Genomic DNA, 22,028 nt, shown 5'->3' on the forward strand with positions numbered 1-22,028 from the left:
ACGACGATGGCCACCCCCGTCGACGACCGGGCCCCCGCCCCGCACCCGGAACCCGCCGCACGCCCTGAACCCACCGCACATCTGGAACCCGCCGCACGCCCAGAACCCGTCCCACGCCCTGAACCCGCCGCACACCGGGAACCCACCGCACACCAGGAACCCGCTCCACGCCCGGAACCCACCGCACACCGAGAGCCCGGTCCGCTCGGTCCGCATGGCCCGTCGGAGCACCGGACGGCCACCGAGGCGCACCCGGCGGCCACCGAGGCGCGCGGCCCCATGAGCGGCTGGCGGCTGTGCGACTACGAGGCCGCCGCCCGCGAGCGCCTCGCCCCCGCCCACTACGACTACTTCGCCGGCGGCGCGGGCGAGGAGATCACGCTGCGCGCGAACGTGGCCGCCTTCGACCGGCTCGCGCTGGTGCCGAGGGTCCTGCGCGGCGCGGGCCGCCCGGAGACCGGTGTGACCCTGCTGGGCTGCCGCGCGTCGATGCCGGTGCTCATCGCCCCGACGGCGTTCCACCGCCTCGCCGACCCGCAGGGCGAGCGGGCCACCGCGCGGGCCGCGGCCGCCGCGGAGACCATCATGATCGTGAGCATGGCCGCCACGGTCGCCGTCGAGGAGGTGGGCGCCGCCGCGCCGGGGGCGACGCTGTGGTTCCAGCTCTACGTGCAGCCCGACCTGGCCTTCACCGAGCGCATCGTGCGCCGCGCCGAGTCGGCGGGCTGCCGGGCGCTGGTGGTCACGGCGGACTCGCCGGTCATGGGCGTGCGCCGGCGCGACATCCGCAACCGCTTCCTCGACCTGCCCGCGCACTTGCACTGCGAGAACCTGCGCGACGGCCCCGGCGGCCCGGTGCGGCCGATCGCGATGTGGCCGGAGCTGTCGTGGGAGCACCTGGCCGTCCTGCGCCGCATGACAGACCTGCCGATCGTGGTCAAGGGCGTCACGCACCCGGCCGACGCCCGTCTCGCGATCGAGCACGGCGCGGCCGCGATCATGGTGTCCAACCACGGCGGCCGGCAGCTCGACGGCGTGCCCACGGCGATCGACCTGCTGCCGGAGATCGTGGCCGAGGTCGCGGGCCCGGACGGGAGCACGGTACCGGTACTCGTGGACGGCGGGGTGCGGCGCGGCACCGACGTGGTCAAGGCGCTGGCGCTGGGGGCCGCCGCCGTCGCGGTCGGCAGGCCGGTGCTGTGGGGCCTGGCCGCGGGCGGCGAGCCGGGCGTGGCCGGCGTGCTCGGCCTGTTGCGGGCGGAGGTCGAGCAGGCCATGACGCTGTGCGGCTGCGCCGGCGTCGGCGACCTGACCCCCGACATGGTGCGGAGCGTGGTGCCGCCATGCTGACCGTCGCCGTGCCGATCGCCGTGCCGATCGCCGTGCCGATCGCCGTGCCGATCGCCGTGCCGATCGCCGTGGCGCTCGCGGTGGTGGCTGTGCTGGTGAGCCTGCCGTACTGGCTGCCGCGCCGGGTGGTGGCGCTGCGGGAGCGGGTGTTCGCCAGGATCAACGGCGACGAGGGCATCCCGGTGCCGGGCGGCCTGGCCGGTGTGGACCGCTTCCGCGAGCTGTACTCCCATCCGGCCGCGAACGGGCGCAGCAGGGGCGCGGCCCTGTCCGACCTGTTCTGGTACTGGCTGTCCCCCGGCCCTGAGATGCACCAGGAGCACCTGGAGCCGGGCGAGCGGTACGACGCCGTGGCCCGCACCACCCGTTCCCTGCTCGCGGTGCCCAAGGCCGAGGCCGAGGAGCTGGCCCGCCGCTGCGCGGCCCGCCGTCTCGAGGGCGTGCGGGGGATGGTCAGGCTGCGGGATCTGATGATGCCGCTGTGGGCGGAGTTCGCGTACGAGCTGGTCTTCGCCGAACCCTGCCCGCGCGAGGCCCGCGACCTGATCGCGGCCAACGCCGACGACGTCGTCACCTCGCTCAAGTGCACGGGCCTGCGGCACATGGACCGCCGTGACCGCCTGACCCGCTACCTGCTGCCCCGCCTGGACAAGGTCAGGGTGCCGTTGCCTGACGGGCTGACGCCGCTGGAGCAGGCGTACTACCTGCAGGGCGCGTTCTTCAACACCGCCGTCGTGCAGCTCTCCGAGGGCATGGCGCACCTGCTGCTCGTCCTCGCCCGGCATCCGGAGGAGCAGGAGCGCGCGCGGACGTCCGACGACCGCCACTTCGACCGGGTGATCAACGAGACGCTGCGGCTGTATCCGCTGTTCGGCATCGCCCACCGGATCACCAGCGGGGACATCGCGCTGGACGAGCACACCACGATCCCGGCCGGCTCGGTGCTCTGCTTCAACTATCCGGAGTTCCACCGGGCGGGGTTCGCCGATCCGGATCGCTTCGATCCCGGCCGGTTCGACCGGCCCGCCAAGGAGCTCAACCACATCCCCTTCGGCGTCGCGGCCAACCGCCCCTGCCCGGCCTGGCGGCTGGCGCCGATCGTCATGCGCGTGGTGGCGCGGGAGGTCCTGGACCGCTACGTGCTGGACTCGTCCGTCTCCCACACCAGGTCCCTGCCCAGCCGCGGGCCCTGCCTGCTCACCCCGCGCGGCGCCCCGCACCGGCCCCGTCTCGCGCTCGCCTACATGCGGGTGCGCGACCGCTGGGAGGACGTCTGGCGCAGCCTCGTGCAGCTCGTGCTCGGCACGTACATGGTCTGGGACGCGCACCGGCTGCGGCTGTGCGAGCGCCACTTCGCCGAGGCCGCCGCCCGTGACCCGGCCGAGGAACGCCACCCGGCCGAGGAAGGCGACCCGGCCGAGACGGAGGCCCCGACGGCCGCCGAAGCCCCTGACCGCACCACCGACGCCCCCGACCGCGCCACCGACGCTCCTGACCGCACCACCGACGCTCCTGACGCTTCCGACGCCTTCGATGCGGAGAACCGGTATGCACACCATGGTCGTCACCCTGGCTCACGCCGCACCCGCTGACCCCAACCTCGCCCTGGTGCTCAAAGTCCTGCCCGCGCTCGTCGTCATCCTCGTCACGGCGGCGATCTGCGGCCGGCTTGCCCAGCTCGTGATGCAGCCGCGCGTGCTCGGCGAGATGGTCGCCGGCGTGCTGCTCGGCCCCACGCTGTTCGGCTGGCTGTTCCCCGAGGCGCAGGCGGCTCTCTTCCCGCCCGACGTCCGGCCGGTCCTGTACGTGCTGAGCACCATCGGCCTGACCCTCTACATGTTCCTGGTCGGGGCCGGCCTCGACCACAGCGCCGGCACGCCCGGCGAGGCCCGCAAGGCGTCGGTGCTCGCGGCGTCGGGCATCCTGCCGTCGCTGCTGCTCGGCGCGGGCGCCGGTCTCGTCCTGTACGACCTGCTGTCCCGCCCCGAGGTGCCGCCGATGCAGTTCGCCCTGTTCGTCGGGGGCGCGCTCTCGCTGACCGCCTTCCCCATGCTGGCCAGGATCCTGTACGAGCGCGGCCTGGAGAACTCGCCGCTCGGCCGGCTCTCCCTGCTCGGCGCCTCCATCGACGACGCGCTCGCCTGGTGCCTGCTGGCCGTGCTGACGGCCATGCACCTGGGCGACGGCGTGACGGGCGCGCTGCCCACCATCGCGCTGACCGCGGTGTTCGCGATCGTGATGCTGAAGGTCGTGGCCCCGCTGCTGCGGCCGCTGGGCGAGAGCGTCGCACGCACGGGGCGGCTCGGCCCGACCGGCATGTACGTCGTCATCCTCGTCCCGCTGGCCGCCGGCTGGATCACGGACTGGATCGGCGTCTACTCCGTCTTCGGCGGCTTCTTCGCGGGCCTGGCGATGCCCAGGAACGCCGCCTTCCGCCAGATGCTGCACGGCCGCATGATGGACGTCGTCTCGACCCTGCTGCTGCCGGTCTTCTTCACGTTCTCCGGCCTGAACACCCAGCTCGGCGGCATCGCCGGCGGCTCGATGGTGCTGGCGTTCCTGCTGATCTTGGCGGCCGGGTTCGCCGGCAAGTACTTCGGGTGCTCGCTGGCGATGCGAGGGCTCGGGTTCTCGTGGCGGGAGTCGTACGCGGTGGGCGGGCTGATGAACGCCCGCGGCCTGATGATCCTCATCTTCATCAACATCGGGCTCGCGCAGGAGATGATCACCACGGAGCTGTTCTCGATGCTGGTGCTCGTGGCCGTGCTCACCACCGCGGGCGCGATGCCGCTGTACAAGCTCGCGCTGCCCGAGCGCCTGGAGCTCAGCACCAGGAAGACCGGCGCGCCCGCGCCGCAGCCCGTGGAGTTGCAGTCCAATTCCTCATGATCGCCCAGGTCGGCCGCTGCAGACACGACTTCTGGGACTCCGGAGGCGAAGTGGACCTGGTTTTTCCGCCACAGTGGTGTAACCGTGGTGCCGTGGCTGGGACTACAGGCACGGCCGGCTCGCCCTCCCGCCGGCTGCTGCTCGTCGAGGACGACCGCGAATTAGGGCAGATGCTGGTCGACCTGTTCACCGAGCAGGGCTACACGGTCGATCTGGCGCCGGAAGGGCAGCGAGGGCTGCATCTGGGGCTGAGCCGCCCGTACGACGTGCTCATCGTCGACCGCGGGCTGCCCTCGATGGACGGGATCGACCTGCTGCGCCGGCTGCGGCGGCAGGCGATCACCACTCCGGTGCTGCTGCTGACCGCGTTCGGCTCGGTCTCCGACCGGGTCACAGGGCTCGACGCCGGCGCGGAGGACTACCTGGTCAAACCATTCGACATCGACGAGCTGCTGGCCAGGGTGCGGGCGCTGCACCGCCGCAATCTCGACATGGCCACGCTGCTGCCGCTGGGCGACGGCTGGCTGGACGCCGAGGCGCACATCGTCCGGCTGCCCAGCGGCGAGCAGGTGACGCTGTCGGGGCAGGAGTGCAGGCTGCTCAGCGCGCTGGCCGCGCGCCCGCGGCAGGTGCACACCCGCAGGGCGCTGCGCCAGCAGGTCTTCGACGGGGCGAAGAAGGAGTCGATCGTGGACACCTACGTGTACTACCTGCGCAGCAAACTGGGACAAGGTGTGGTGAGCACCGTACGGGGCGTGGGCTACCGCCTGGGCTCGCTGTGAGCGTCATCGCGCCGCTGCGCCGCCCGGCGGACCCCGGCAGGCCGCCCGGCCCCGATCCCGATCCCGACCGCCGCCTGCTGGCCCGCGCCAGGCGGCGCATCACCTTCCAGGTGGCGGGCGCGTTCTCGGTGGTGCTCGCGCTGGTCGGCGTGCTGGTGTGGTGCGCGATGGTGCACAGCCAGGGCACCGCCGCCCTGCGCGACCTGACCGTCACCGCCGCCCGCTCGCCGGTCGCGTACCCGCCGCCCTGCGTCTGGCTGTACGAGCTGCGCGCCGACGGCACGATCGCCGCCTCGCCCGGCGCGCCCGCCGAGCTGCCCGTCCGCAGCTCGCTCAACCACGTCGCGGGCGGCGGCGAGAGCAAGGAGACCGTCGAGGTCACGGTGGCCGGGCAGGAGTACCTCGTGCACACCCGCCGCCGCGGCGACACCGTCGTGCAGGCCGCGCTCGACCTGCGCTACCAAGTGTCGGAGCGGCAGCGGCTGCTGCACACGCTGATCGGGGCCGAGGTGGCCGGGCTGCTGGCCGCGCTGGTCGTCGGCCACGTCGTGTCCCGGCGGGCCATCGCGCCGCTGGGCGAGGCACTGGCCAGGCAGCGGCGCTTCGCCGCCGACGTCAGCCACGAGCTGCGCACCCCGCTGACCCGGCTGAACACCCGCGCCCAGCTCCTGTCGCGGCGGCTGCGCGGCGGCACCGACCCGATCCTGCTCATCGACGAGGTCGATCACCTCGTGACCGGCACCAGGCAGCTCGGCGAGGTGGTGGAGGACCTGCTGCGCTCGGCCCAGTTCCAGCAGTTGCGGCGGCCGTTCGGGCCGGTGGACCTCGCCGTGCTGGCCGCCGAGGCGGTCGCGGCGGAGAGCCCCAGGGCCGCCGCCCGCGGAGTGGACCTGCAGGTCCGCTGCGACGGTCCCGGCGACCACGTCGTACGCGGGGTCGAGTCGGCCCTGCGCCGGGTCGTCTCGGCGCTGCTGGACAACGCGCTCGGCCACACCGGGCCCGGCGGGCACATCCGCGTGCGGCTGTCCGGCGAGCCCGGCGTCGTGCTGCTCACCGTCGAGGACGACGGCGTGGGCCTGGACCCCGGGGACGCCGAGCGGCTGTTCGGCCGGTTCGAGGGGACCGGGTTCGGGCTCGGGCTGGCGCTGGTGCGCGAGGTGGTCGAGGGCCACCACGGCACGATCACCGCGGACGGGCGGCCCGGTGAGGGCGCGACCTTCACCGTACGCCTGCCCGCCCACGCGCCGGGACCCGCCGTCGAGCCCCGCCCGGAACCGGCCTGGAAGCCGTGAGAGCGCCGCAGAGCCGGGCGGGGGACTCCCCGCCCGGCTCTTGTTCACATACGGCCTGACGATCGCGCGTGAGGGCTCAGGAGGCGTTCCCCTGGACGGCCTTGAGCACGGCGTCCGCGATCGAGCGGGGGTCGACGCCGAAGTGCTCGCGCACGGACTCGCGGGTGCCCGACAGGCCGAAGCCGTCGGTGCCGAGCGAGGTCCACGGCTGGCGTACCCAGGGGGCGATCTGGTCGGGCACCGCCCGCATCCAGTCGCTGACCGCGATCACCGGCCCGTTCGCCCCGGCGAGCGCCTCCTGGACGTACGGCACGCCCGTCGCCGTCATCGCGTCCCTGCGCAGCTCGCTCCACGAGGTGACCGACCAGACGTCCACGCCGATGCCGTACTCCTCGCGCAGCAGGTCCTGCGCCGCCAGCACCCAGTGGATCGCGGTGCCGCTGGCCAGCAGGTGGGCCTGCCCGCCGCCCTCGCGGAAGCGGTACATGCCCTTGATGATGCCCTCCTCGACGCCCTCCGGCATGGCGGGCTGCGGCTTGGGCTCGTTGTAGACGGTCAGGTAGTAGAACACGTCCTCGCCCTGCTCGCCGTACATGCGCCGGAGCCCTTCGCGGACGATCACGCCGATCTCGTACGCGAACGCCGGGTCGTACGCCAGGCAGGCCGGGTTGGCCGAGGCGAGCAGCTGGGAGTGCCCGTCGGCGTGCTGCAGGCCCTCGCCCGTCATGGTGGTGCGGCCCGCCGTGGCGCCGATGAGGAAGCCCCGGCCGAGCTGGTCGGCCAGCGCCCACATCTGGTCGCCGGTCCGCTGCCAGCCGAACATCGAGTAGAAGATGTAGAGCGGGATCATCGGCTCGCCGTGGGTGGCGTAGCTGGTGGCCGCGGCGGTGAACGACGCCATCGAGCCGGCCTCGGTGATGCCCTCGAGGAGGATCTGCCCCTCCGTGGACTCGGTGTAGGCGAGCAGCAGGTCGCGGTCCACCGCGTCGTAGCGCTGGCCGAGCGGCGAGTAGATCTTCGCTGAGGGGAAGAGCGACTCCATGCCGAACGTACGCGCCTCGTCGGGCACGATCGGCACCCAGCGGCGGCCCGTCTCCGGCTCCCGCATCAGGTCCTTCAGCAGCCGCACGAGCGCCATCGTGGTCGCGACCGGCTGCTGCGAGCCCTTGGCCAGCTTGGCGAAGTTGCGGTCGGCGGGGACGGGCAGCGGGTGGTACGACACCTTCCGCGCCGGCACCGGGCCGCCGAGCGCGCGGCGCCGCTCGAGCACGTACTGGACCTCGGGCGAGTCGGGGCCGGGGTGCGCGTAGGGGGGCAGCTCGCCGGAGAGCGCCTCGTCGCTGATCGGCAGGCCCAGGCGGTCGCGCAGGGCGCGGAACTCGTCCTGGGAGAGCTTCTTCATCTGGTGGTTGGCGTTGCGCGCCTCGACGCCCGCGCCGAGCGTCCAGCCCTTGACCGTCTGGACCAGGATCACCGTGGGGGCGCCCTTGTGGTCGACGGCGCGGCGGTAGGCGGCGTACACCTTGCGCGGCTCGTGACCCGCCCGCGAGCCGCCCACGATGCGGCGCAGCTCCTCGTCCGAGACCGGCGCCTTCAGGCCGTGGAACAGCTTCTCGCGGATGTACTCGCCGGAGGAGGCGGCGAACGTCTGGAACTGCCCGTCGGGCACCTCCGCCAGCCGCGCCACCAGCTCGTCGTCCTGCAGCAGCAGGTCCCAGTCGCGGCCCCACAGCGCCTTGACGACGTTCCAGCCCGCGCCGCGGAAGACGCCCTCCAGCTCCTGCACGATGCGGGTGTTGCTGCGTACGGGGCCGTCGAGCCGCTGCAGGTTGCAGTTGATCACGAAGGTGAGGTTGTCGAGACCCTCGCGCGCGGCCAGCGTCAGCGCCGCCGTGGCCTCCGGCTCGTCCATCTCACCGTCACCGAGGAACGCCCATACGTGAGAGGCCGAGGTGTCCTTGATGCCACGGTTGTGCAGATAGCGGTTGAACCGTGCCTGATAGACCGCGTTGAGCGGCCCCAGGCCCATCGACACGGTCGGGAACTGCCAGAACCCCGGCATCGCCCGCGGGTGCGGGTAGGACGGCAGGCCGCCCTCCGGCTCGCGCCTGAACAGGTCGAGCTGCTGCTCGCTCAGGCGGCCCTCCAGGAACGCGCGGGCGTAGATGCCCGGCGAGGCGTGCCCCTGGAAGTACACCTGGTCGTGCTCACCATGGAAGAAGTGGTTGAAACCGACCTCGTAGAGCCAGGCGGCAGAGGCGTAGGTGGACAGGTGGCCGCCGAGCCCCAGCTTGCTGCCCCTGGTGATCATCGCGGCGGCGTTCCAGCGGTCGTATGCCGCGATGCGCTCTTCCAGCTCTAGATCGCCCGGGTACTCGGGCTCGTCCTCGGTCGGCACCGTGTTGACGTAGCGGCTGCTCGTGGCCAGCCGCCGCAGCAGGAACTCGGCCCGGTCGGGGCCGGCCTCCCGGCGGACGGCTTCCAGCGACTCAAGCCATTCCGCCGTCTCTTGGGGGTCCCAGTCTGTCTCCATACATCCATCCTATGATCGATCATCCGATGTGCGAAGGCGGCTAGGATCGTGGCGTGAAACCGGTGGTGAGGGTCCCGTTGCGCGAACAGATCCGCACCTCGATCGTTGAGGGGCTGATCAACGGCCGATGGGCGCCCGGCGATCGCATCGTCGAGCGCCGGCTGGCTGCTGAGCTCGGCGTGAGCCAGGCCCCGGTACGCGAGGCGCTCCGCGAGCTGGAGACACTGCGGCTGATCGAAACCTCCCCTAACAAGGGCGCGCAGGTGCGCGGCTTCACCGAGGCCGACCTGCGGGAGGTCTACCAGGTGCGAGCCGGCCTCGAGGAGACGGCCGTCCGTCTTGGCCGCCCCTCCCCCGACGCGCTCCGAGACAACCTACGCCACCTGCGCCGGGCCATCGCCACCGGCTCCCGTACTGACCAGGTCCGCCACGGCGTGGCCTTCCACCGCGAGATCGTGGCGGCGGCGGGAAACGAGGTATTGCTGTCGGTGTGGGAATCGCTGGGGGTCGAGGTCTGGACCCACCTGTCGATCCGCCTGCTGGGGCTGCGGCCGTACGACAACGCGTGCGACCACGAGCCGCTCGTGGAGGCGATCGAACGCGACGACCCCGCCCTTCCCGCCCTCCTTCGCGACCACGTCCTGGCGTATGTCCCCTGACGCGCCACCGGCCCGATCTGTGGCGCACGGGCGTAATCCGGCATCTCATCGAGAACGGCTATCCATCCGGATACTTTTACCCGATTCCCGGTATTCCGCCGCGGCGCGCAACGCTCTTGCTCCCTGGAACGATATACGGCCGGTGCCGCCTTGATTCTTCATTCGACGAGGAGATGGGCACGCCGAACCGACAGGAGGCGTCGTGCAGGTCAACAATTTCGGGCCGGTGACCAACCAGACCAACATCGACCGCAGCTTCTCCTTTCCCAGGGACGATATTCAGGATGGAATCGCACAGCTCAGGAAGCTGATCGCCGCCGGGGCTATTCCGCAGGTCATCGGGACGGAGGTCGTCACCGAAGCCGAGGAGAGCTTGAACGGTGCGGACGGGCGACCTACCGGCCGACTCAAAGCGTCGCTGCAGAGACTCCGAGACATGCTCGCGGTCGGAGGAGCCTCCGCCGACGAAGTAGCAAAGATCGCCGCCGCGATCACCGCGATATCGGGGATCGTCGGCGGATGAGATGACCGATCTCGCCAGCGGCAGTGATACCGCTGTTCCCGATCCGGGCGAGATGCATGTCAACAACTTCGCCCCGGTCGAGAATCAGCACAACAATTTCTACGCGGAGAGCCGCACGCCACAGGATCATCTGGACGCGGCTCGGCGGGCGCTGGCCGAACGCCAATGGAAACAGGCGTGCAAGAATTACGCCGCGTACCACGAGCGCGAACCACCGGGCACGCCGAGGACGATGTCCGAGACCCGCACGGAGGAGGCTTTCGCGAAACTACAAGGACGACGCCCTCGCGCCCATCATGATCAAGTCCAGGACGAGATTTACTCGCTCCTCATCAAGGCACGTGAACTCGATCCGGAGTCACCTGCGGCCGTCGTTCTCATGGCCATCTGCGACGAAGATCTTGATCACGCTTTCGCGAGCGAGGGCGGCCCTTCGGCGGAGGCTCAGGAGGCGAGCGCGAACCTGGACTTGGAGTGGGCGCGGCGCATCGTCACGACGCTCAGAGTCCACGAATCACCGACATGGCAGGCGCTCGAACGGCGGGTGAACCCTACCGCCACCGTACCGCTTCGTGTTCCTGCGCTCAGCGATAAGGAACAAGCCGAACGCGAGCATCGCATGAGGACCCTGTTCACGCCGCCCCCGACGGTGCCCGTACCGGAGCAGCGGCTGAATCCGCTCTACGGAGTTCTCCCGCTGGCGGGCGGCGGCATGACCATCTGCGTGGCCATTACGCTGCTGACCGTTTACGCGCATCCCCTCCGCTCGCTGCTTTCGCCGGCTCCGTACATCGGCATCATCGGCCTTGCCACAACCATTCTCGGCGGCTGGCTGACCTGCGGAGCGGCGTTCGCCAATTGGAGGAACAACCGCGCGTTCAACCGTGCCATGAACGACTACCAGGACAAGCTCCGCGTCTATGAGGACGCTCTCCCTTCTGATGCGCAGATCAGCCGATGGCTGCAGCATGACGTCAAGGTGATCGTCGATCGCGCGCTCACCCGCTTGGGCATTGTGATGGAGGAGCTGCACACCACCGGACGCATCACCGAGCCGTTGGTGATCGTCGGCCCCGCCGATCCTCCGAAAACAAAACTGGTCCGGCATCACCGGGTTGGCAACGGGTATGTCGCCTCCCGCTACACGGTCTTCGTCGTGTGCATGGCGGATCAGAAACTCGGCGCATACCGTACGGTGCTGGACTCGGTGACCGGCAGGCGTGAGCGGGAAGAACAGACCAGCGAATATCGCTACCGGGACATCGTCTCGGTGAATGTGAAGACGGTCCGGCTGGATCTGCCTCCGGACGCGAAGAAAACCGAGGACGCCGAACCGACCTACGCGTTTGTGGATGCTCCGGAGAAGAACACTGTGGCCGAACGGTTCACGCTCGTCGTACCAGGAGACCGTTTCACGGTGACAACCAAGGTCAGCACGGATGACGGGCAGGGATCGCGCGTCGATTTCTCCCGGGCCGATCGTGCGCTGGCCGCCATACGGCGGCGCATCGCGGCCAGTACCGGGCGGACGTGATTCGAGTGAACGGAGCGGCCAGAGGCGAGAAGGGTACGGACACCGCGTCGAGCAGGCCAGGCCGCTCGACGAACAAGCAGCGTCGTGGGCGACCGATCTGTCAAGCCATGTGGCGCAGGCGCTCGCGCCAGGGATGTGCGTCGTGCCCGACCTCTAGCGCCGCCTCCAGCCAGCACCGTTGGCCTTGCGTCAACCGGGGGAGAATCGCCTCGAAGTCCACCTCGTCCTTTCGCCGCGTGCCCTTGGCCTTGTAGAGCAACTGCACCTCAGGGGCGACCAGACGAAGACCGTCCGCCTCGACGGTCAGCTCCGCCAGCGGGCGGCGGATCCGACGGTCGCGCCGGTAGATCCACTCCTGACCATCGACGTCCTCCAGCAGGAGTTCGAACCGCCACGGTCCGCCGGGGCGCTCGCGCACCCAGACGTTGTGCGCCTGCCCGGGCAGCACCTCGTCCAGTGCCCACGGCCGCAGTCCGTCGGTGAGGCCCGGGACGTGGAAGTCCCAGCCGTCCAGCAGCCGCCGCACCTCGAGCTGATCCCGGCGCAGCAGCACGATGTCCACGTCCTCATGCTCGCGATAGGCGTGGCCGACAGCCAGCTGGATCGCATACCCACCGCCCACCCACCACGGCGCCGCCAGCCCCCGCATCAGGGCGACGACCTCGCCCAGCGGCGCAGCCTCCCAGCGCCCCCACGAGTCCTCAAGCTCCATCACCCGGGTTCCTCTCCCATCAGCGTGGTGGTGGGCGTCGCCATGGGTACGCATCAGGTGATCATCCTCACCGCCGCCCCTGGAGCACTCGCCACTCGCGCCTGTTCAGTACCGGATGGCTTCGACCTAACCGCGTGATGGGCCAAGCCTCACCGCGGGCGTCCGAACCGAGGAAGCCTGAGCGCTGCGCTGGGAGCGTAAGCCGAGGATCATCGAGGAGGCCCAAAGGATCAACACCATGCTCAGCGCAAGCCGTCTCCGACAGGGAGCCGGAGTGGGATGGCGCCCCGATCGGCTCCCCAGCGCCCCCAGATACGAGGAACGGGGCCTCGGATCAGCTCCGAAACCCCGTCTACCCGCGTCTTTGTGGTGGGCGATACTGGGATCGAACCAGTGACCTCTTCGGTGTGAAGCAAATCGAACACCGCATGCGATGGGGGGATGTACGCTCTCTGACCTGCCGAAAGAGTGCGTCTGCGTCTGTCAACGTTCGTGATCGACCACAGCGATTGTCACTCAGCCTGTCACTCAGCCCAGTTCTGACTGGACAGGTGCACGATGGCATCACCTCTCTTCGACAGCCGGAGCCAGCTGCATGCACTGCACAGCACCCTCGGGCAAGTCATAGCGATGCCGCCGCTCCCGCCAGCATCGGCCTGAAATGTCACACTCGGTCACTACGATCAACCATTGACCAGGGGCACAGTGAGCTTCGGAGGGCGGCAGTGCAAGGTAGAAACTATTCATTCCACATCGAAATCAACGGTCATCGTTATGACAATTCGACGCTGACATCCTTAACCTCTGGCCGAGTTGAATACTGGCAGATCGACATACCGTCGGTTCTCTGGATTCTCGAGCGCATTGCAGCCGGAGATATAGACGCGAGGGTGGCACGAAAATACCTTCTCGATGCGACGACGCGAGAAAGTGGCTGCTGCGAATCTTGCGACCGAGCAATGTCGCATTACGACGAAGCCCGCGAAATATATCACAGCATCGCCCGAGAATGGACAGAAAGTCACGAACGGCTTGATCCAGACGACTTTCCATATATCCTCAATAAGGGAAAGATTCATACACTTACTTGTCGACACCCGCCCAAGGCTTCCCTTCGACCGTTCCCCGAAGACCTACACACCTTCGGCATAATGTTCGAATATCACAACGAAAATCTGGAAGCCTTCTTCGAGGACTTAATTCAGCAGTCCTCTCGCAACCCACGACGAGTCGGCCTCGACTACGTACGCGAAATAATGATCTGGCGCGGAACTGCTGCTGCTCAAGCCAAGATGTGCGGATCATGCAAGCCACCGCTCCCCGATCTCGATCCTTCCTCAGCCACTCTGCAACCAGCCTGCTGGTCATGGGAAGCCGATGAGACATTTCTGAAGCAACTGAGAATTCAAGCTGCTCAGCACCCACAGAGTACCTCCAGCGTCTTGCCGGAACATGCGGAAGCCTTCAGGATGCTGGAGCTATGGCACAACGGCAGGTGCGGGGTCTGCGGCCAGGGGCCATCGAACGGCACCCTTGTACGAGATCACGATCACAAAACTGGCTGGATTCGCGGCCTCCTATGTGATCGATGCAATAGACTAGAAGGCACCTCCACAAGCTTACTTTTCGAGAATTATCGCCAGCAGCCCCCTAGTCAGATTCTGGATATCAAAGTTCTTTATTTGCCTTCGACGTTTCGCTCGGCGGCAATTATAGAGACCATAGACGAATAGGCGCCGATGCTGACCCTAGTTGCATGCGCTGAAACACCGGGGGCATCACTCGAGCTGGTGTTTGTGAACGGGGGACACCACCATCAGCACTGCCCCCGTCCGTCCACGCCCTGGTCCCGTTGATACCGCATTTCGAGAGTGGCACGGGGACAGAGGGACAACGGGGACACTGATCTATGACTTGGAGCCTGCCAAGGAACTTCTGATCACCTCGGCACCAGGAGCGCCTCTTGCAGCGAGGTCATGGGCGGTGCGGTGAAGTTCGGTCACGGCGTAGGCGTTGACTTCCTTGGCGTCCGGGGCGACGGCCAGGGCGGTGGCGATGGCGGCTTCGGCGTCGCCTTGCATGAGGTGGGCGCGGGCGAGGCAGGCTCCGTACCAGGCGCGGTCGCGGCGGTAGTGCTCGGGCAGGGTGGACAGGCCGCGTTCGAGGTAGTCGGCGGCGCGGCGGCCGTCGCCCAGTTCGAGTTCGGCCATGCCGCGTTGCATGAGGAACCAGCCCTCGTCGTAGAAGTACATCCAGGGTGGTTCGTCTTCGGGGTGTTCGGCGGCGGTGCGGATGAGTTCTTCGGCTTCGGCGAGGCGGGTGCGGGCAAGGTTCGCCTCGCCCATCTGGGCGTGGCCTCGGCCGGCCATCTGAGCGGCCATGCCCTGGACGCCGGGGGTGGTGCGGCCGTCGTGCCAGCGGGAGGCTTCGGCCAGGCGGACGCAGCGGGGTGCGTCGCCGAGGCTCCAGGCTTGGTGGGCGCGCATGTTGAGGGTGGTGGCGGCCAGGGCGGCGTCGCCGGCATCCAGAGCCCAGGCGTGGGAGCGGTCGTACCAGGCCAAAGCGGCGGCGTGGCGGTGGGAGTCGTGGCACATCCAGGCGATGAACTGGGCGTACTGCGCCAGCACGGCCACGGCCCGGTCGGCGAGCGGCCCTCGGGCTCCCCGGGCGAGGTCGGCCACGGTGGACAGCTGGGCGTGGATGAGCGGGAGGAGGGGGCGGCTGCCGATGGTGTCTTCGACGCGGCGGTGTTCGGCCAGGCAGTGTTCCAGCCATTGCACGGTGGCCGCGTCCACGCGGGAGGGTTGATCGATGGCGCGGGTGATGCGCTCGTACAGGTCGGCGTCGGGGGCCAGGGTGGGCAGGGCGATGGCGGGGACGGGCTTGGTGACGGTGCCGAAGAGCTGGTCTTCGGTGAGGCCGAACGCCTTGCAGTAGAGCTGGGTGTAGAAGGCGTCGGGGCGGTGTTCGCCGGTCTCGTGGCCCCGGATGCGGCGGATGAGGTTGGGCAGCTCGGTCAGCGGCTTGTCGGAGGCTTTGATCAGCTCGCGGGCCAGGTCGCGCTGGGACCAGCCGCGGGCGTTGCGGGCGGCGAGCAGACGGGCGGCCCAGGCGGGGGTCTTGGTGGTGCCGGTCATCTGGTGCTCCTGCGGGGACGGGAGGACACGAGGGGCGGACAACACGGTCGCCTCTGGGTGTCCTCTACAGGGGTGGTACCGCTGGTGGCTGTCATGTAGTCGTGCGTTTCGACAGCGATGGCTTCTACTCGTGGACGGCCGCTGACGACAAGGGCCGGGGATCGTGCGGCATCACCGGTGAACTGGAACGTGCCGCGACGCTCCTGCGCGAGGCCCTGGAGTCGCTGGCGCCCGGCGCCACCGGCGCGGTCCAGCACGTACGCCTCGATCGCTACGCATCCGACCCCGCCTACATCTACGGCGCGACCCTGCTGCGCCTCCCCTCGGAGAAAACCCCCGCGTGCGACTGACGCCGGCCACGCCACACCAGCACGCACCACCGGGGGCGGCGCGCACATGCGTCGCCCTCGCCGTCTGAGCCACCGGAAGCACGCCGCATGTACCACTGGGAACCGCACATCCCGTGCAGCAACCGGCCGGTCCGTGTGACCGAGACCTCGTGCTGCGGCGAGTACGAATGGTGCTGCGAGGCCGGCCAGTTCTTCGTCCTCCGCCATACCGACGACAACGGCTACGAGGAGACCGGCCGAGGCCGCTACCTCCAAGCCCGCCAGGTGTGGAACACCCTGGTGAAGGCTCACCAGCACAAACGAGTGCCATGACACCGTCCCCTCAGGTCACGGAGCGCTGCTCCTGCACGATGTTCGGCACCGACACGGGCACCGCCCGCCGCTGGAAGCACGCCCCCGAGTCCCGCCCGTCGACCACGACGGTCCGTACGTGCTCGAACCCGCGCTCCCGGTAGTAGCGCTGTAGGCCATGGTTGGTGCGCCAGACGTCCAGCCGCAGCCAGGGGAGCCCGCGCTGCGAGGCCTGGTCCACCGACCAGTCCACGATGTCCGCACCCAGCCCTCGGCCGGCCTGGCTCCGAGCGACGAGCAGCTTGTACATGTACAGGGCCGGCCCATCGGCTTCGGGGTCCCAGAAGTCCAGGTCCGGCCGCTTGTTTAAGGTGACGGTCGCCACCACCTGGCCCCCGGTCTCGAACACCCACGTCTCCCGGTTGGCGATGTTGCGGCGGATCTTCTCCCGCCCGATCTCGTCCCACTTCGCCGTCCACTGCTGGATGCCGCGCTCGGCCAGCCACCGTTCGGACTCGGTCCGCAGGCCGATGACGCGCTCGGTGTCGCTCTCGACGGCGAGCCGGGCGACGAGGACGGGACGGTCAGTCATCGCGGGCCTCCACGTGGTAGATGTACTTCGACCCGTTCCCCGGCCTGATCTGGTGCAGCACCAGCACCGGCTTGCCTGACGTGGTCAGCGTCGTACGCACGACTTCGAGCACCGCCATGACCCCGGCCAGTTGCAGCCGTTCCGTCTCCTGCCGGGAGGCGATGCGGGGGGTCAGCTCGTCGATGTGGTCGCGCATCGGACACCCGAGTTCGGCCAGGACCTGCGCGGTGTTCACGCTGTCCGGCTCCATGATCTTGGTGTCCTTGACGAGGTTGTACGCGTAGTAGGAGTCCGCCAGCGACTCCGGCTCGTTGGCGGGCTGGTCCGGCCCAGGGCCGATGTAGCGGACGCGGCTGCGTACGACGACACGCTCGCTCTCGGGGATGTCGAGCCGCTTGGCGATGGGTGTTCCGGCGACCAGGTGGCTGCCCGGCAGGATGCTGACGCTGATGGTCTGCCGGTGTGAGTAGCCGGCGGCCTCGACGTCGGCCGTCCAGCCGTCGGTCTTGACGGTCGCCAGCCGCTTCGGGTCCTGCCAGGTCGTCATGTGCCAGGTCATGCACAGCGACTCGCGGACGTAGAAGCCCTTCTTCGGCACGGCCACGACCAGGCCCTCGTTGATCAGCGCCTGGTAGGCGTGTCGCACGCTCAGCGACGACACCTGCTCCTGCTCCATGAGTTCCGACGTGCTGGGCAGCCGGTCCCCTTCGGCATATTCGCCGCTGAGGATGGCCTGGCGCAGGTCGTCGGCGATCCGCGCCGACACGTCCCCGCGCAGCGCGTCGCGCCGCCTCTGGCTGGGCATGTTCGAGCCCCTCTCATTCGCCTTGTTCAAACAAGTATGCCAGTGGTCGTTGACCACGCTTGTTCGCCTTGTTTAAATAAGCAGCACCACGGGGATGATCAGCCCGTCTGACCAGCCCGAACAACGAAGAAGCCGGGATGCGGTCCCTAGTCGCCAAACCAGTCCCGCACCCCGGCGCCCCTTCAAGAGAGGTGTTCTCATCATGACCTACGGGTCCGAATCCATGCGGGTCGTCACCGCCGACCTCGCCGAGTCCACGCGATGGACGTGCCTCATGTGCGACGGCGTGGAGGAGTCCGCGCCGGACGCCGAGCCGCCGTCGCCGCCGATCTGCCCCGCCTGCATCCGCCTGGCCCTCGTCCAGGCCCTGCGCGCGCTGGGGGTGGAGCTGTGAACGACCACCACGACGAGTACGACGCCGCCGACCTGCTGGACGACCTCATCAACGCCGAACCGGCGTGCGACTCCACGATGGCCGTCCTCTTCACCGGCTCCGACGACGAGACCGACGAGGAGCGATGGACGCGGGAGGCGACCGCCAAGGCCGTCTGCCAGACGCGCTGCCCGGCCCGCGCCGCCTGCCTGTCGTACGCGCTGGCGCTCGAACCTGAGGAGGGCGTCTGGGCGGGCTACACCGCAGAAGAGCTGCGGGAAGTACGTCCGCTCCTCAGCTTCGTCGCCGGCCACCGCGCCGATGAGGTGGCGTGATGGCCGCCCGCTTCCAGTGCCGCGAGTGCGGCAGGCGTTCCGGCGACCCGTTCGGCTGCCGCTGCGGCGGCGGCCGTCCGGCCCAGCGCTGCGTCATCCACGGCGCGCGCTGCCGCCCCTCCTGCCGACTCTGCCGTGTCCTCTTCCGATCCGATCACTGACCGGAGATCGCTCGTGACCCACGACTCGAACGTCACCACCGACCAGCACCACTGGAGCCATTCATGATCACCGTCATCTCCTACCTCGCCGTCTTCCTCATAGGGGGCCTCTTCAACGAGCTGGTGCGCGCGGGCCAGGAGCGCTACCGGCTCTGGCAGGTCTCCCGCGCCGCCATCCGCCATGGCGACTCCCTGGAGACCGTCGCCCGAGGCTGGGCCGCCTCACCGCGCAACTGGTGCAGCCGGCCCGGTTGCCCGCGCTGCTGGGGACGGCGGTGGGGCCGTTGAACTCGAACGGAGCCACGACCGTGAACGACCATCCCGGCACTCGCCCGCTGTCGGATGGAGAACGGACCCTGATCGAGGTCACCGCCGCCGCTGTCGGCGCGCTGGGCCTGATCGGGTTCGTGATCTCCTTCGCCACCGTCATGGACGCGGCCAAGCCCACGTTCGGACCGCTCGCCTTCCTGCTGCCCCTCGGGGTGGATCTCGGCATCGCCGTGTTCTCCGCGCTGGACATCGTCCTCGCCCGGATGGACATGCGGGTGCGCTGGATGCGATACATCCCATGGACGCTCACGGCCGCCACGGTCTACCTGAACGTCGCCTCCTACATCACGGGGCCCGACTGGTTCGCCGTGGTCGCGCACGCGATCCTGCCCGGCCTGTGGGTGGTGGCCGTGGAGGTCGGCACGCACGCCGTACGCAAGCGCGCCGACCTGGCCAGTCCATCCCGCCGGCTCGACAGCATCCGACTCTCGCGCTGGCTGCTGTCCCCAGCACCGACGTTCGCCTTGTGGCGGCGGATGGTGCTCTGGGAGGTGCGCTCGTACCCCGAGGCCCTGCGCCGCGAGCGTGAGCGCATCCTGGCCAGGACCGACCTGCAGGACCGGTACGGCCGCCTCTGGCGGTTCAAGGCCACGCGCCGCGAGCGCGCCCTGTACAAGCTCGGCGAGCTGGCACCGGCCCACGCCGAGACGGTACGGCTCGCACCGGCCGCCCGCCCGGCCCTGACCGCCGTGTCCACTCGCAGGCCGAAGCGGCGAAAGGCGCAGCGTCCCGCCCCGGTGGAGGTGGACGACCTCATGCCGCTGGGCCGGGAGATCGCCGCCGACCACGAGGCACGCGGCATACCGCTCACCCGGGACCGCCTCAGGGACGCCGTCCGCCGTACCGGACGATCCATCTCCACCGACCGGGCCGGAGCGCTGCTCGCCCGCCTGCGGACGGAGCCCGGTCCGACCGAACAGGAGGCCGCTTGACGACCGCCTCGACCGCCCGCACGGACCCGGCACGGTCCGACCGCACATCGTCCCAGCTCACACCAGTACGGGACGCGGCCTCATCCGCCAAGACTCCGGCCGCGCCCCGCAACCCCGCCGGCAGTTACGCACACGAGGTTCACACATCATGACGCACCACCCTCACGAGCACGAACACGACCCAGCGGAGGAGGACGGACCGCCCGCCGGCGGCGGGGAGGTCGTCCCGCTGGACGCGGCGCGCCGCCGCTCCCGCCGCGCGGACGATGAGGACGAGTTCTTCGACCGCGAGACGGTCGCGATCGAGGGGACGGTCCTCGGACCGCCGGTCGATCCGCCGGACGACGAGGTGCCTCGCCGCTCCCGCCACGAGCGGCGTCGCGCCCCGATCATCCCGGACACCCTGCGCTCCTGGAACAGCATGCGCACGGCGCTGGTCTGGGCGTCGAAGGACGCCGGGTACGTCGCCGGCTACCACGCGATCCGCGCTCCGAAGTACGCCGCCAAGGCCCTGCTGTACGCCCCGGTCGGGTTCTTCCGCGCCACCGGCAAGCTGCTGCACTGGGCCACGGCCGAAGAGGGCAACTGGGCGCTGCGGCAGTACGCCGCCGACCACAACGACCCGGAGATGTGGCTGAAGCTGGATCGACAGCGTCAGCGCCAGTCCCGGTGGCGCTGGTCGGTCGTGACCGCCCTGACCGTCATCGTGATGATCGGTCTGCTGGTCTTCCTGCTGGCCGACATCCCGGCGTGGGGCCGCGTGCTGGCGGTGGCCGCGCTCGTGCCGCTGCTGGCCCGCGCAGGCCGGCCTTCGGACCGGCCGATCACCGATCGCGTCTCGGAGGGGCCGCGCTATCGCAAGCTGACGGCCGAGCTGGTGCGCCGCGCGCTGCTGTCGTGCGGCATCGCCGGCATCAACCAGGCCGTCAGCAAGGACCCGAACGCCATCAGCTTCCCGCAGGAGATCCACCGGGACGGCCCCGGCCACCTGGCCGTGGTGGACCTGCCGTTCGGCGTCGAGGCCGCCGACGTAGTGGCCCGGCGCGGACGGCTGGCCTCCGGCATGCGGCTGCCGCTGGACCAGGTCTGGCCCGAGCCCGGCGACGGCCATCCAGGACGGCTGGCGCTGTGGGTCGGCTACGAGCCCGCCTCCCAGATGAAGCAGCCCGCCTGGCCGCTGCTCAAGGACGGCACGGTGGACGTGTTCAAGCCGTTCCCGTTCGCCACCACGCCCCGCATGGACACGGTCAACGCCGCCCTGATGTTCCGCAACTGGCTCGTGGGCGGGCAGCCCGGCTCGGGCAAGACCTTCGCCCTGCGCCTGGCCGTACTCGCCGCCAGCCTGGACCCGCGTGCGGAGCTGCGTATCTACGAGCTGAAGGGAGTGGGGGACTTCAAGGTTCTGGAGCCGGTCTGCACCGAGTACGGCAACGGCTTCGACGACGAGACGATCGCCCGCTGCGCCGGGATGATCCGCTGGCTGTACAAGGAGTGCGAGCGCCGCTCCAAGCGCATCGCGCACTACGCCCAGCTCGGCAAGGCCCCGGAGAACAAGGTCACCCCGGAGCTGGCCTCGCTGAAGGACTCGGGCCTGCACCCGCTGATCGTCGCCATCGACGAGATCCAGGAGCTGTTCCTGCACCCGCAGTACGGCAGGGAGGCCGGGGAGGTCCTGGAGAAGGTCATCAAGCTGGGCCGCGCCCTGGGCGTGATCCTGCTGATCGGCACGCAGATCCCGGACAAGGACAGCCTGCCGACCGGCATCACCCGCAACGTCAACACCCGCTACTGCATGAGCGTGGCCGATCAGGTCGCCAACGACATGATCCTCGGCACCTCGATGTACAAGAACGGCTACCGCGCCACCATCTTCGAGCCGGTCAAGGACGCCGGATGGGGCATCCTGTCCGGCCTGGGCAAGCCCGCCGCCCGCCGCTCGTTCGAGGTGGACACCGACAAGGCCAAGCAGGTCGTGGCCCGCGCCATGCGGCTACGCGGCCTGGCCGGCACCCTGCCGGAGGAAGGCACCCAGACCCGCACCGACGCACCTACGTTCGACCTGCTGTCCGACCTCGCCGAGATCTGGCCGGCAGGTGAGACGGCCGCCTGGAACGAGGCCCTGTGCAGCCGCCTGGCCGAACTCCGGCCCGACTTCTACACCGGCTGGGCCTCCGAACAGCTCACCTCGGCGCTCAAGCCGCACGGCGTACCCGTCCAGGCCATCGGCCGCCGCATCGACGGAAAGCCCGTCACCCGGCGCGGCATCCGCCTGGACGACCTCACCGACGCCATCGCGGAGCGCAACCGCCGAACCGGCACCGAATGAGCCCAGCCGGGGCTGCTAGCGATAGCGGCCAGCCCTGCTATCGCTAGCACCCCCGCTAGCAACCAGAACACCGCCTGGCCAGGGCGTTAGCACGCTAGCGCCCTCGGCCGACGACACCCGAA

General features: G+C 69.5%; 21 protein-coding genes. 16 read left to right on the forward strand and 5 right to left on the reverse strand.

Going from position 1 to position 22,028, the window contains the following annotated elements:
- The first annotated feature begins 279 nt into the window (after nt 1-279).
- The 5 genes from AB0K67_RS27765 (at nt 280) to AB0K67_RS27785 (ending at nt 6,313) form a co-directional block, all read left to right on the forward strand.
- Nucleotides 280-1,350, forward strand: coding sequence for an alpha-hydroxy acid oxidase (locus tag AB0K67_RS27765; RefSeq protein WP_364066096.1), 1,071 nt, complete (start codon nt 280-282; stop codon nt 1,348-1,350).
- Nucleotides 1,344-2,942, forward strand: coding sequence for a cytochrome P450 (locus tag AB0K67_RS27770; protein ID WP_364066098.1), 1,599 nt, complete (start codon nt 1,344-1,346; stop codon nt 2,940-2,942). The genes AB0K67_RS27765 and AB0K67_RS27770 overlap by 7 nt, the downstream gene beginning before the upstream one ends.
- Entirely contained in the window at nt 2,899-4,239 is a 1,341-nt protein-coding gene (locus AB0K67_RS27775) for a cation:proton antiporter (protein ID WP_364066101.1), read from the forward strand. The genes AB0K67_RS27770 and AB0K67_RS27775 overlap by 44 nt, the downstream gene beginning before the upstream one ends.
- A 92-nt stretch (nt 4,240-4,331) precedes the next feature.
- Complete coding sequence (locus AB0K67_RS27780) at nt 4,332-5,021, forward strand: response regulator transcription factor (RefSeq protein WP_364066103.1); 690 nt, start codon at nt 4,332-4,334, stop codon at nt 5,019-5,021.
- Entirely contained in the window at nt 5,018-6,313 is a 1,296-nt protein-coding gene (locus tag AB0K67_RS27785) for a HAMP domain-containing sensor histidine kinase (protein ID WP_364066105.1), read from the forward strand. The genes AB0K67_RS27780 and AB0K67_RS27785 overlap by 4 nt, the downstream gene beginning before the upstream one ends.
- Nucleotides 6,314-6,389: 76 nt before the next feature.
- On the opposite strand, the gene aceE is transcribed toward AB0K67_RS27785, so the two are convergent.
- The gene (aceE, locus tag AB0K67_RS27790; RefSeq protein ID WP_364066107.1) at nt 6,390-8,846 is read right to left on the reverse strand and encodes a pyruvate dehydrogenase (acetyl-transferring), homodimeric type; all 2,457 of its coding nucleotides are present in this window, start codon (nt 8,844-8,846) and stop codon (nt 6,390-6,392) included.
- A gap of 62 nt (nt 8,847-8,908) precedes the next feature.
- Here aceE and AB0K67_RS27795 point away from each other — a divergent pair, with 62 nt between their 5' ends.
- From AB0K67_RS27795 to AB0K67_RS27805, 3 genes are all read left to right on the forward strand, one after another.
- Entirely contained in the window at nt 8,909-9,505 is a 597-nt protein-coding gene (locus AB0K67_RS27795; protein WP_364066695.1) for a GntR family transcriptional regulator, read from the forward strand.
- A gap of 202 nt (nt 9,506-9,707) precedes the next feature.
- Entirely contained in the window at nt 9,708-10,028 is a 321-nt protein-coding gene (locus AB0K67_RS27800; protein ID WP_364066110.1) for a hypothetical protein, read from the forward strand.
- A gap of 1 nt (nt 10,029) precedes the next feature.
- Nucleotides 10,030-11,562, forward strand: a complete 1,533-nt coding sequence (locus tag AB0K67_RS27805) for a hypothetical protein (protein ID WP_364066112.1) — start codon at nt 10,030-10,032, stop codon at nt 11,560-11,562.
- A 100-nt stretch (nt 11,563-11,662) separates the two neighbouring features.
- Here the strand turns inward: AB0K67_RS27805 and AB0K67_RS27810 are convergent, their stop codons facing one another.
- Nucleotides 11,663-12,274: an amino acid transporter gene (locus AB0K67_RS27810; RefSeq protein ID WP_364066697.1), complete on the reverse strand. Its 612-nt coding sequence runs from the start codon at nt 12,272-12,274 to the stop codon at nt 11,663-11,665.
- A gap of 725 nt (nt 12,275-12,999) precedes the next feature.
- Between AB0K67_RS27810 and AB0K67_RS27815 the strand changes: the two genes are divergently transcribed.
- Entirely contained in the window at nt 13,000-14,007 is a 1,008-nt protein-coding gene (locus AB0K67_RS27815) for an endonuclease domain-containing protein (protein WP_364066114.1), read from the forward strand.
- 174 nt (nt 14,008-14,181) lie between these two features.
- Here AB0K67_RS27815 and AB0K67_RS27820 read toward each other — a convergent pair whose 3' ends face one another.
- Complete coding sequence (locus AB0K67_RS27820) at nt 14,182-15,411, reverse strand: XRE family transcriptional regulator (protein WP_364066117.1); 1,230 nt, start codon at nt 15,409-15,411, stop codon at nt 14,182-14,184.
- A 101-nt stretch (nt 15,412-15,512) separates the two neighbouring features.
- On the opposite strand from AB0K67_RS27820, the gene AB0K67_RS27825 reads away from it, so the two are divergent.
- Nucleotides 15,513-15,761, forward strand: a complete 249-nt coding sequence (locus tag AB0K67_RS27825) for a hypothetical protein (protein WP_364066119.1) — start codon at nt 15,513-15,515, stop codon at nt 15,759-15,761.
- An 87-nt stretch (nt 15,762-15,848) separates the two neighbouring features.
- Nucleotides 15,849-16,073, forward strand: a complete 225-nt coding sequence (locus tag AB0K67_RS27830) for a hypothetical protein (protein WP_364066122.1) — start codon at nt 15,849-15,851, stop codon at nt 16,071-16,073.
- Nucleotides 16,074-16,083: 10 nt separating this feature from the next.
- Here AB0K67_RS27830 and AB0K67_RS27835 read toward each other — a convergent pair whose 3' ends face one another.
- Nucleotides 16,084-16,644, reverse strand: a complete 561-nt coding sequence (locus tag AB0K67_RS27835; RefSeq protein WP_364066124.1) for a GNAT family N-acetyltransferase — start codon at nt 16,642-16,644, stop codon at nt 16,084-16,086.
- Nucleotides 16,637-17,449 carry a GntR family transcriptional regulator gene (locus tag AB0K67_RS27840; protein WP_364066126.1) on the reverse strand — a complete coding sequence of 271 codons (813 nt, stop codon included), beginning with the start codon at nt 17,447-17,449 and terminating at the stop codon, nt 16,637-16,639. Before AB0K67_RS27840 ends, AB0K67_RS27835 begins: the two co-directional genes overlap by 8 nt.
- Before the next feature lie 202 nt (nt 17,450-17,651).
- On the opposite strand from AB0K67_RS27840, the gene AB0K67_RS27845 reads away from it, so the two are divergent.
- From AB0K67_RS27845 to AB0K67_RS27865, 5 genes are all read left to right on the forward strand, one after another.
- Nucleotides 17,652-17,843, forward strand: coding sequence for a hypothetical protein (locus tag AB0K67_RS27845; protein WP_364066128.1), 192 nt, complete (start codon nt 17,652-17,654; stop codon nt 17,841-17,843).
- Nucleotides 17,840-18,157 (forward strand): WhiB family transcriptional regulator, encoded by a 318-nt coding sequence (locus AB0K67_RS27850; RefSeq protein ID WP_364066131.1) that lies wholly within the window; start codon nt 17,840-17,842, stop codon nt 18,155-18,157. The genes AB0K67_RS27845 and AB0K67_RS27850 overlap by 4 nt, the downstream gene beginning before the upstream one ends.
- 224 nt (nt 18,158-18,381) lie before the next feature.
- Nucleotides 18,382-18,606 carry a hypothetical protein gene (locus AB0K67_RS27855; protein ID WP_364066133.1) on the forward strand — a complete coding sequence of 75 codons (225 nt, stop codon included), beginning with the start codon at nt 18,382-18,384 and terminating at the stop codon, nt 18,604-18,606.
- Nucleotides 18,607-18,626: 20 nt separating this feature from the next.
- On the forward strand, nt 18,627-19,580 hold the full coding sequence (locus tag AB0K67_RS27860) for a DUF2637 domain-containing protein (RefSeq protein ID WP_364066135.1): 954 nt from the start codon (nt 18,627-18,629) through the stop codon (nt 19,578-19,580).
- Nucleotides 19,581-19,728: 148 nt separating this feature from the next.
- Entirely contained in the window at nt 19,729-21,906 is a 2,178-nt protein-coding gene (locus AB0K67_RS27865) for a cell division protein FtsK (protein WP_364066137.1), read from the forward strand.
- The last annotated feature ends 122 nt before the right edge of the window (nt 21,907-22,028 follow it).

The organism is Nonomuraea sp. NPDC052634 (assembly GCF_040678535.1).
GTDB lineage: Bacteria > Actinomycetota > Actinomycetes > Streptosporangiales > Streptosporangiaceae > Nonomuraea > Nonomuraea fastidiosa.

Excerpts from the sequence above, each read along its gene's own strand:
- AB0K67_RS27840 (WP_364066126.1), bottom strand. The coding sequence starts at position 17,449 with ATGCCCAGCCAGAGGCGGCGCGACGCGCTGCGCGGGGACGTGTCGGCG.
- AB0K67_RS27805 (WP_364066112.1), top strand. The coding sequence starts at position 10,030 with ATGACCGATCTCGCCAGCGGCAGTGATACCGCTGTTCCCGATCCGGGC.
- AB0K67_RS27775 (WP_364066101.1), top strand. The coding sequence starts at position 2,899 with ATGCACACCATGGTCGTCACCCTGGCTCACGCCGCACCCGCTGACCCC.
- AB0K67_RS27845 (WP_364066128.1), top strand. The coding sequence starts at position 17,652 with ATGACCTACGGGTCCGAATCCATGCGGGTCGTCACCGCCGACCTCGCC.
- AB0K67_RS27820 (WP_364066117.1), bottom strand. The coding sequence starts at position 15,411 with ATGACCGGCACCACCAAGACCCCCGCCTGGGCCGCCCGTCTGCTCGCC.
- AB0K67_RS27830 (WP_364066122.1), top strand. The coding sequence starts at position 15,849 with ATGTACCACTGGGAACCGCACATCCCGTGCAGCAACCGGCCGGTCCGT.
- AB0K67_RS27810 (WP_364066697.1), bottom strand. The coding sequence starts at position 12,274 with ATGGAGCTTGAGGACTCGTGGGGGCGCTGGGAGGCTGCGCCGCTGGGC.
- aceE (WP_364066107.1), bottom strand. The coding sequence starts at position 8,846 with ATGGAGACAGACTGGGACCCCCAAGAGACGGCGGAATGGCTTGAGTCG.
- AB0K67_RS27835 (WP_364066124.1), bottom strand. The coding sequence starts at position 16,644 with ATGACTGACCGTCCCGTCCTCGTCGCCCGGCTCGCCGTCGAGAGCGAC.
- AB0K67_RS27770 (WP_364066098.1), top strand. The coding sequence starts at position 1,344 with ATGCTGACCGTCGCCGTGCCGATCGCCGTGCCGATCGCCGTGCCGATC.
- AB0K67_RS27765 (WP_364066096.1), top strand. The coding sequence starts at position 280 with ATGAGCGGCTGGCGGCTGTGCGACTACGAGGCCGCCGCCCGCGAGCGC.
- AB0K67_RS27855 (WP_364066133.1), top strand. The coding sequence starts at position 18,382 with ATGATCACCGTCATCTCCTACCTCGCCGTCTTCCTCATAGGGGGCCTC.
- AB0K67_RS27865 (WP_364066137.1), top strand. The coding sequence starts at position 19,729 with ATGACGCACCACCCTCACGAGCACGAACACGACCCAGCGGAGGAGGAC.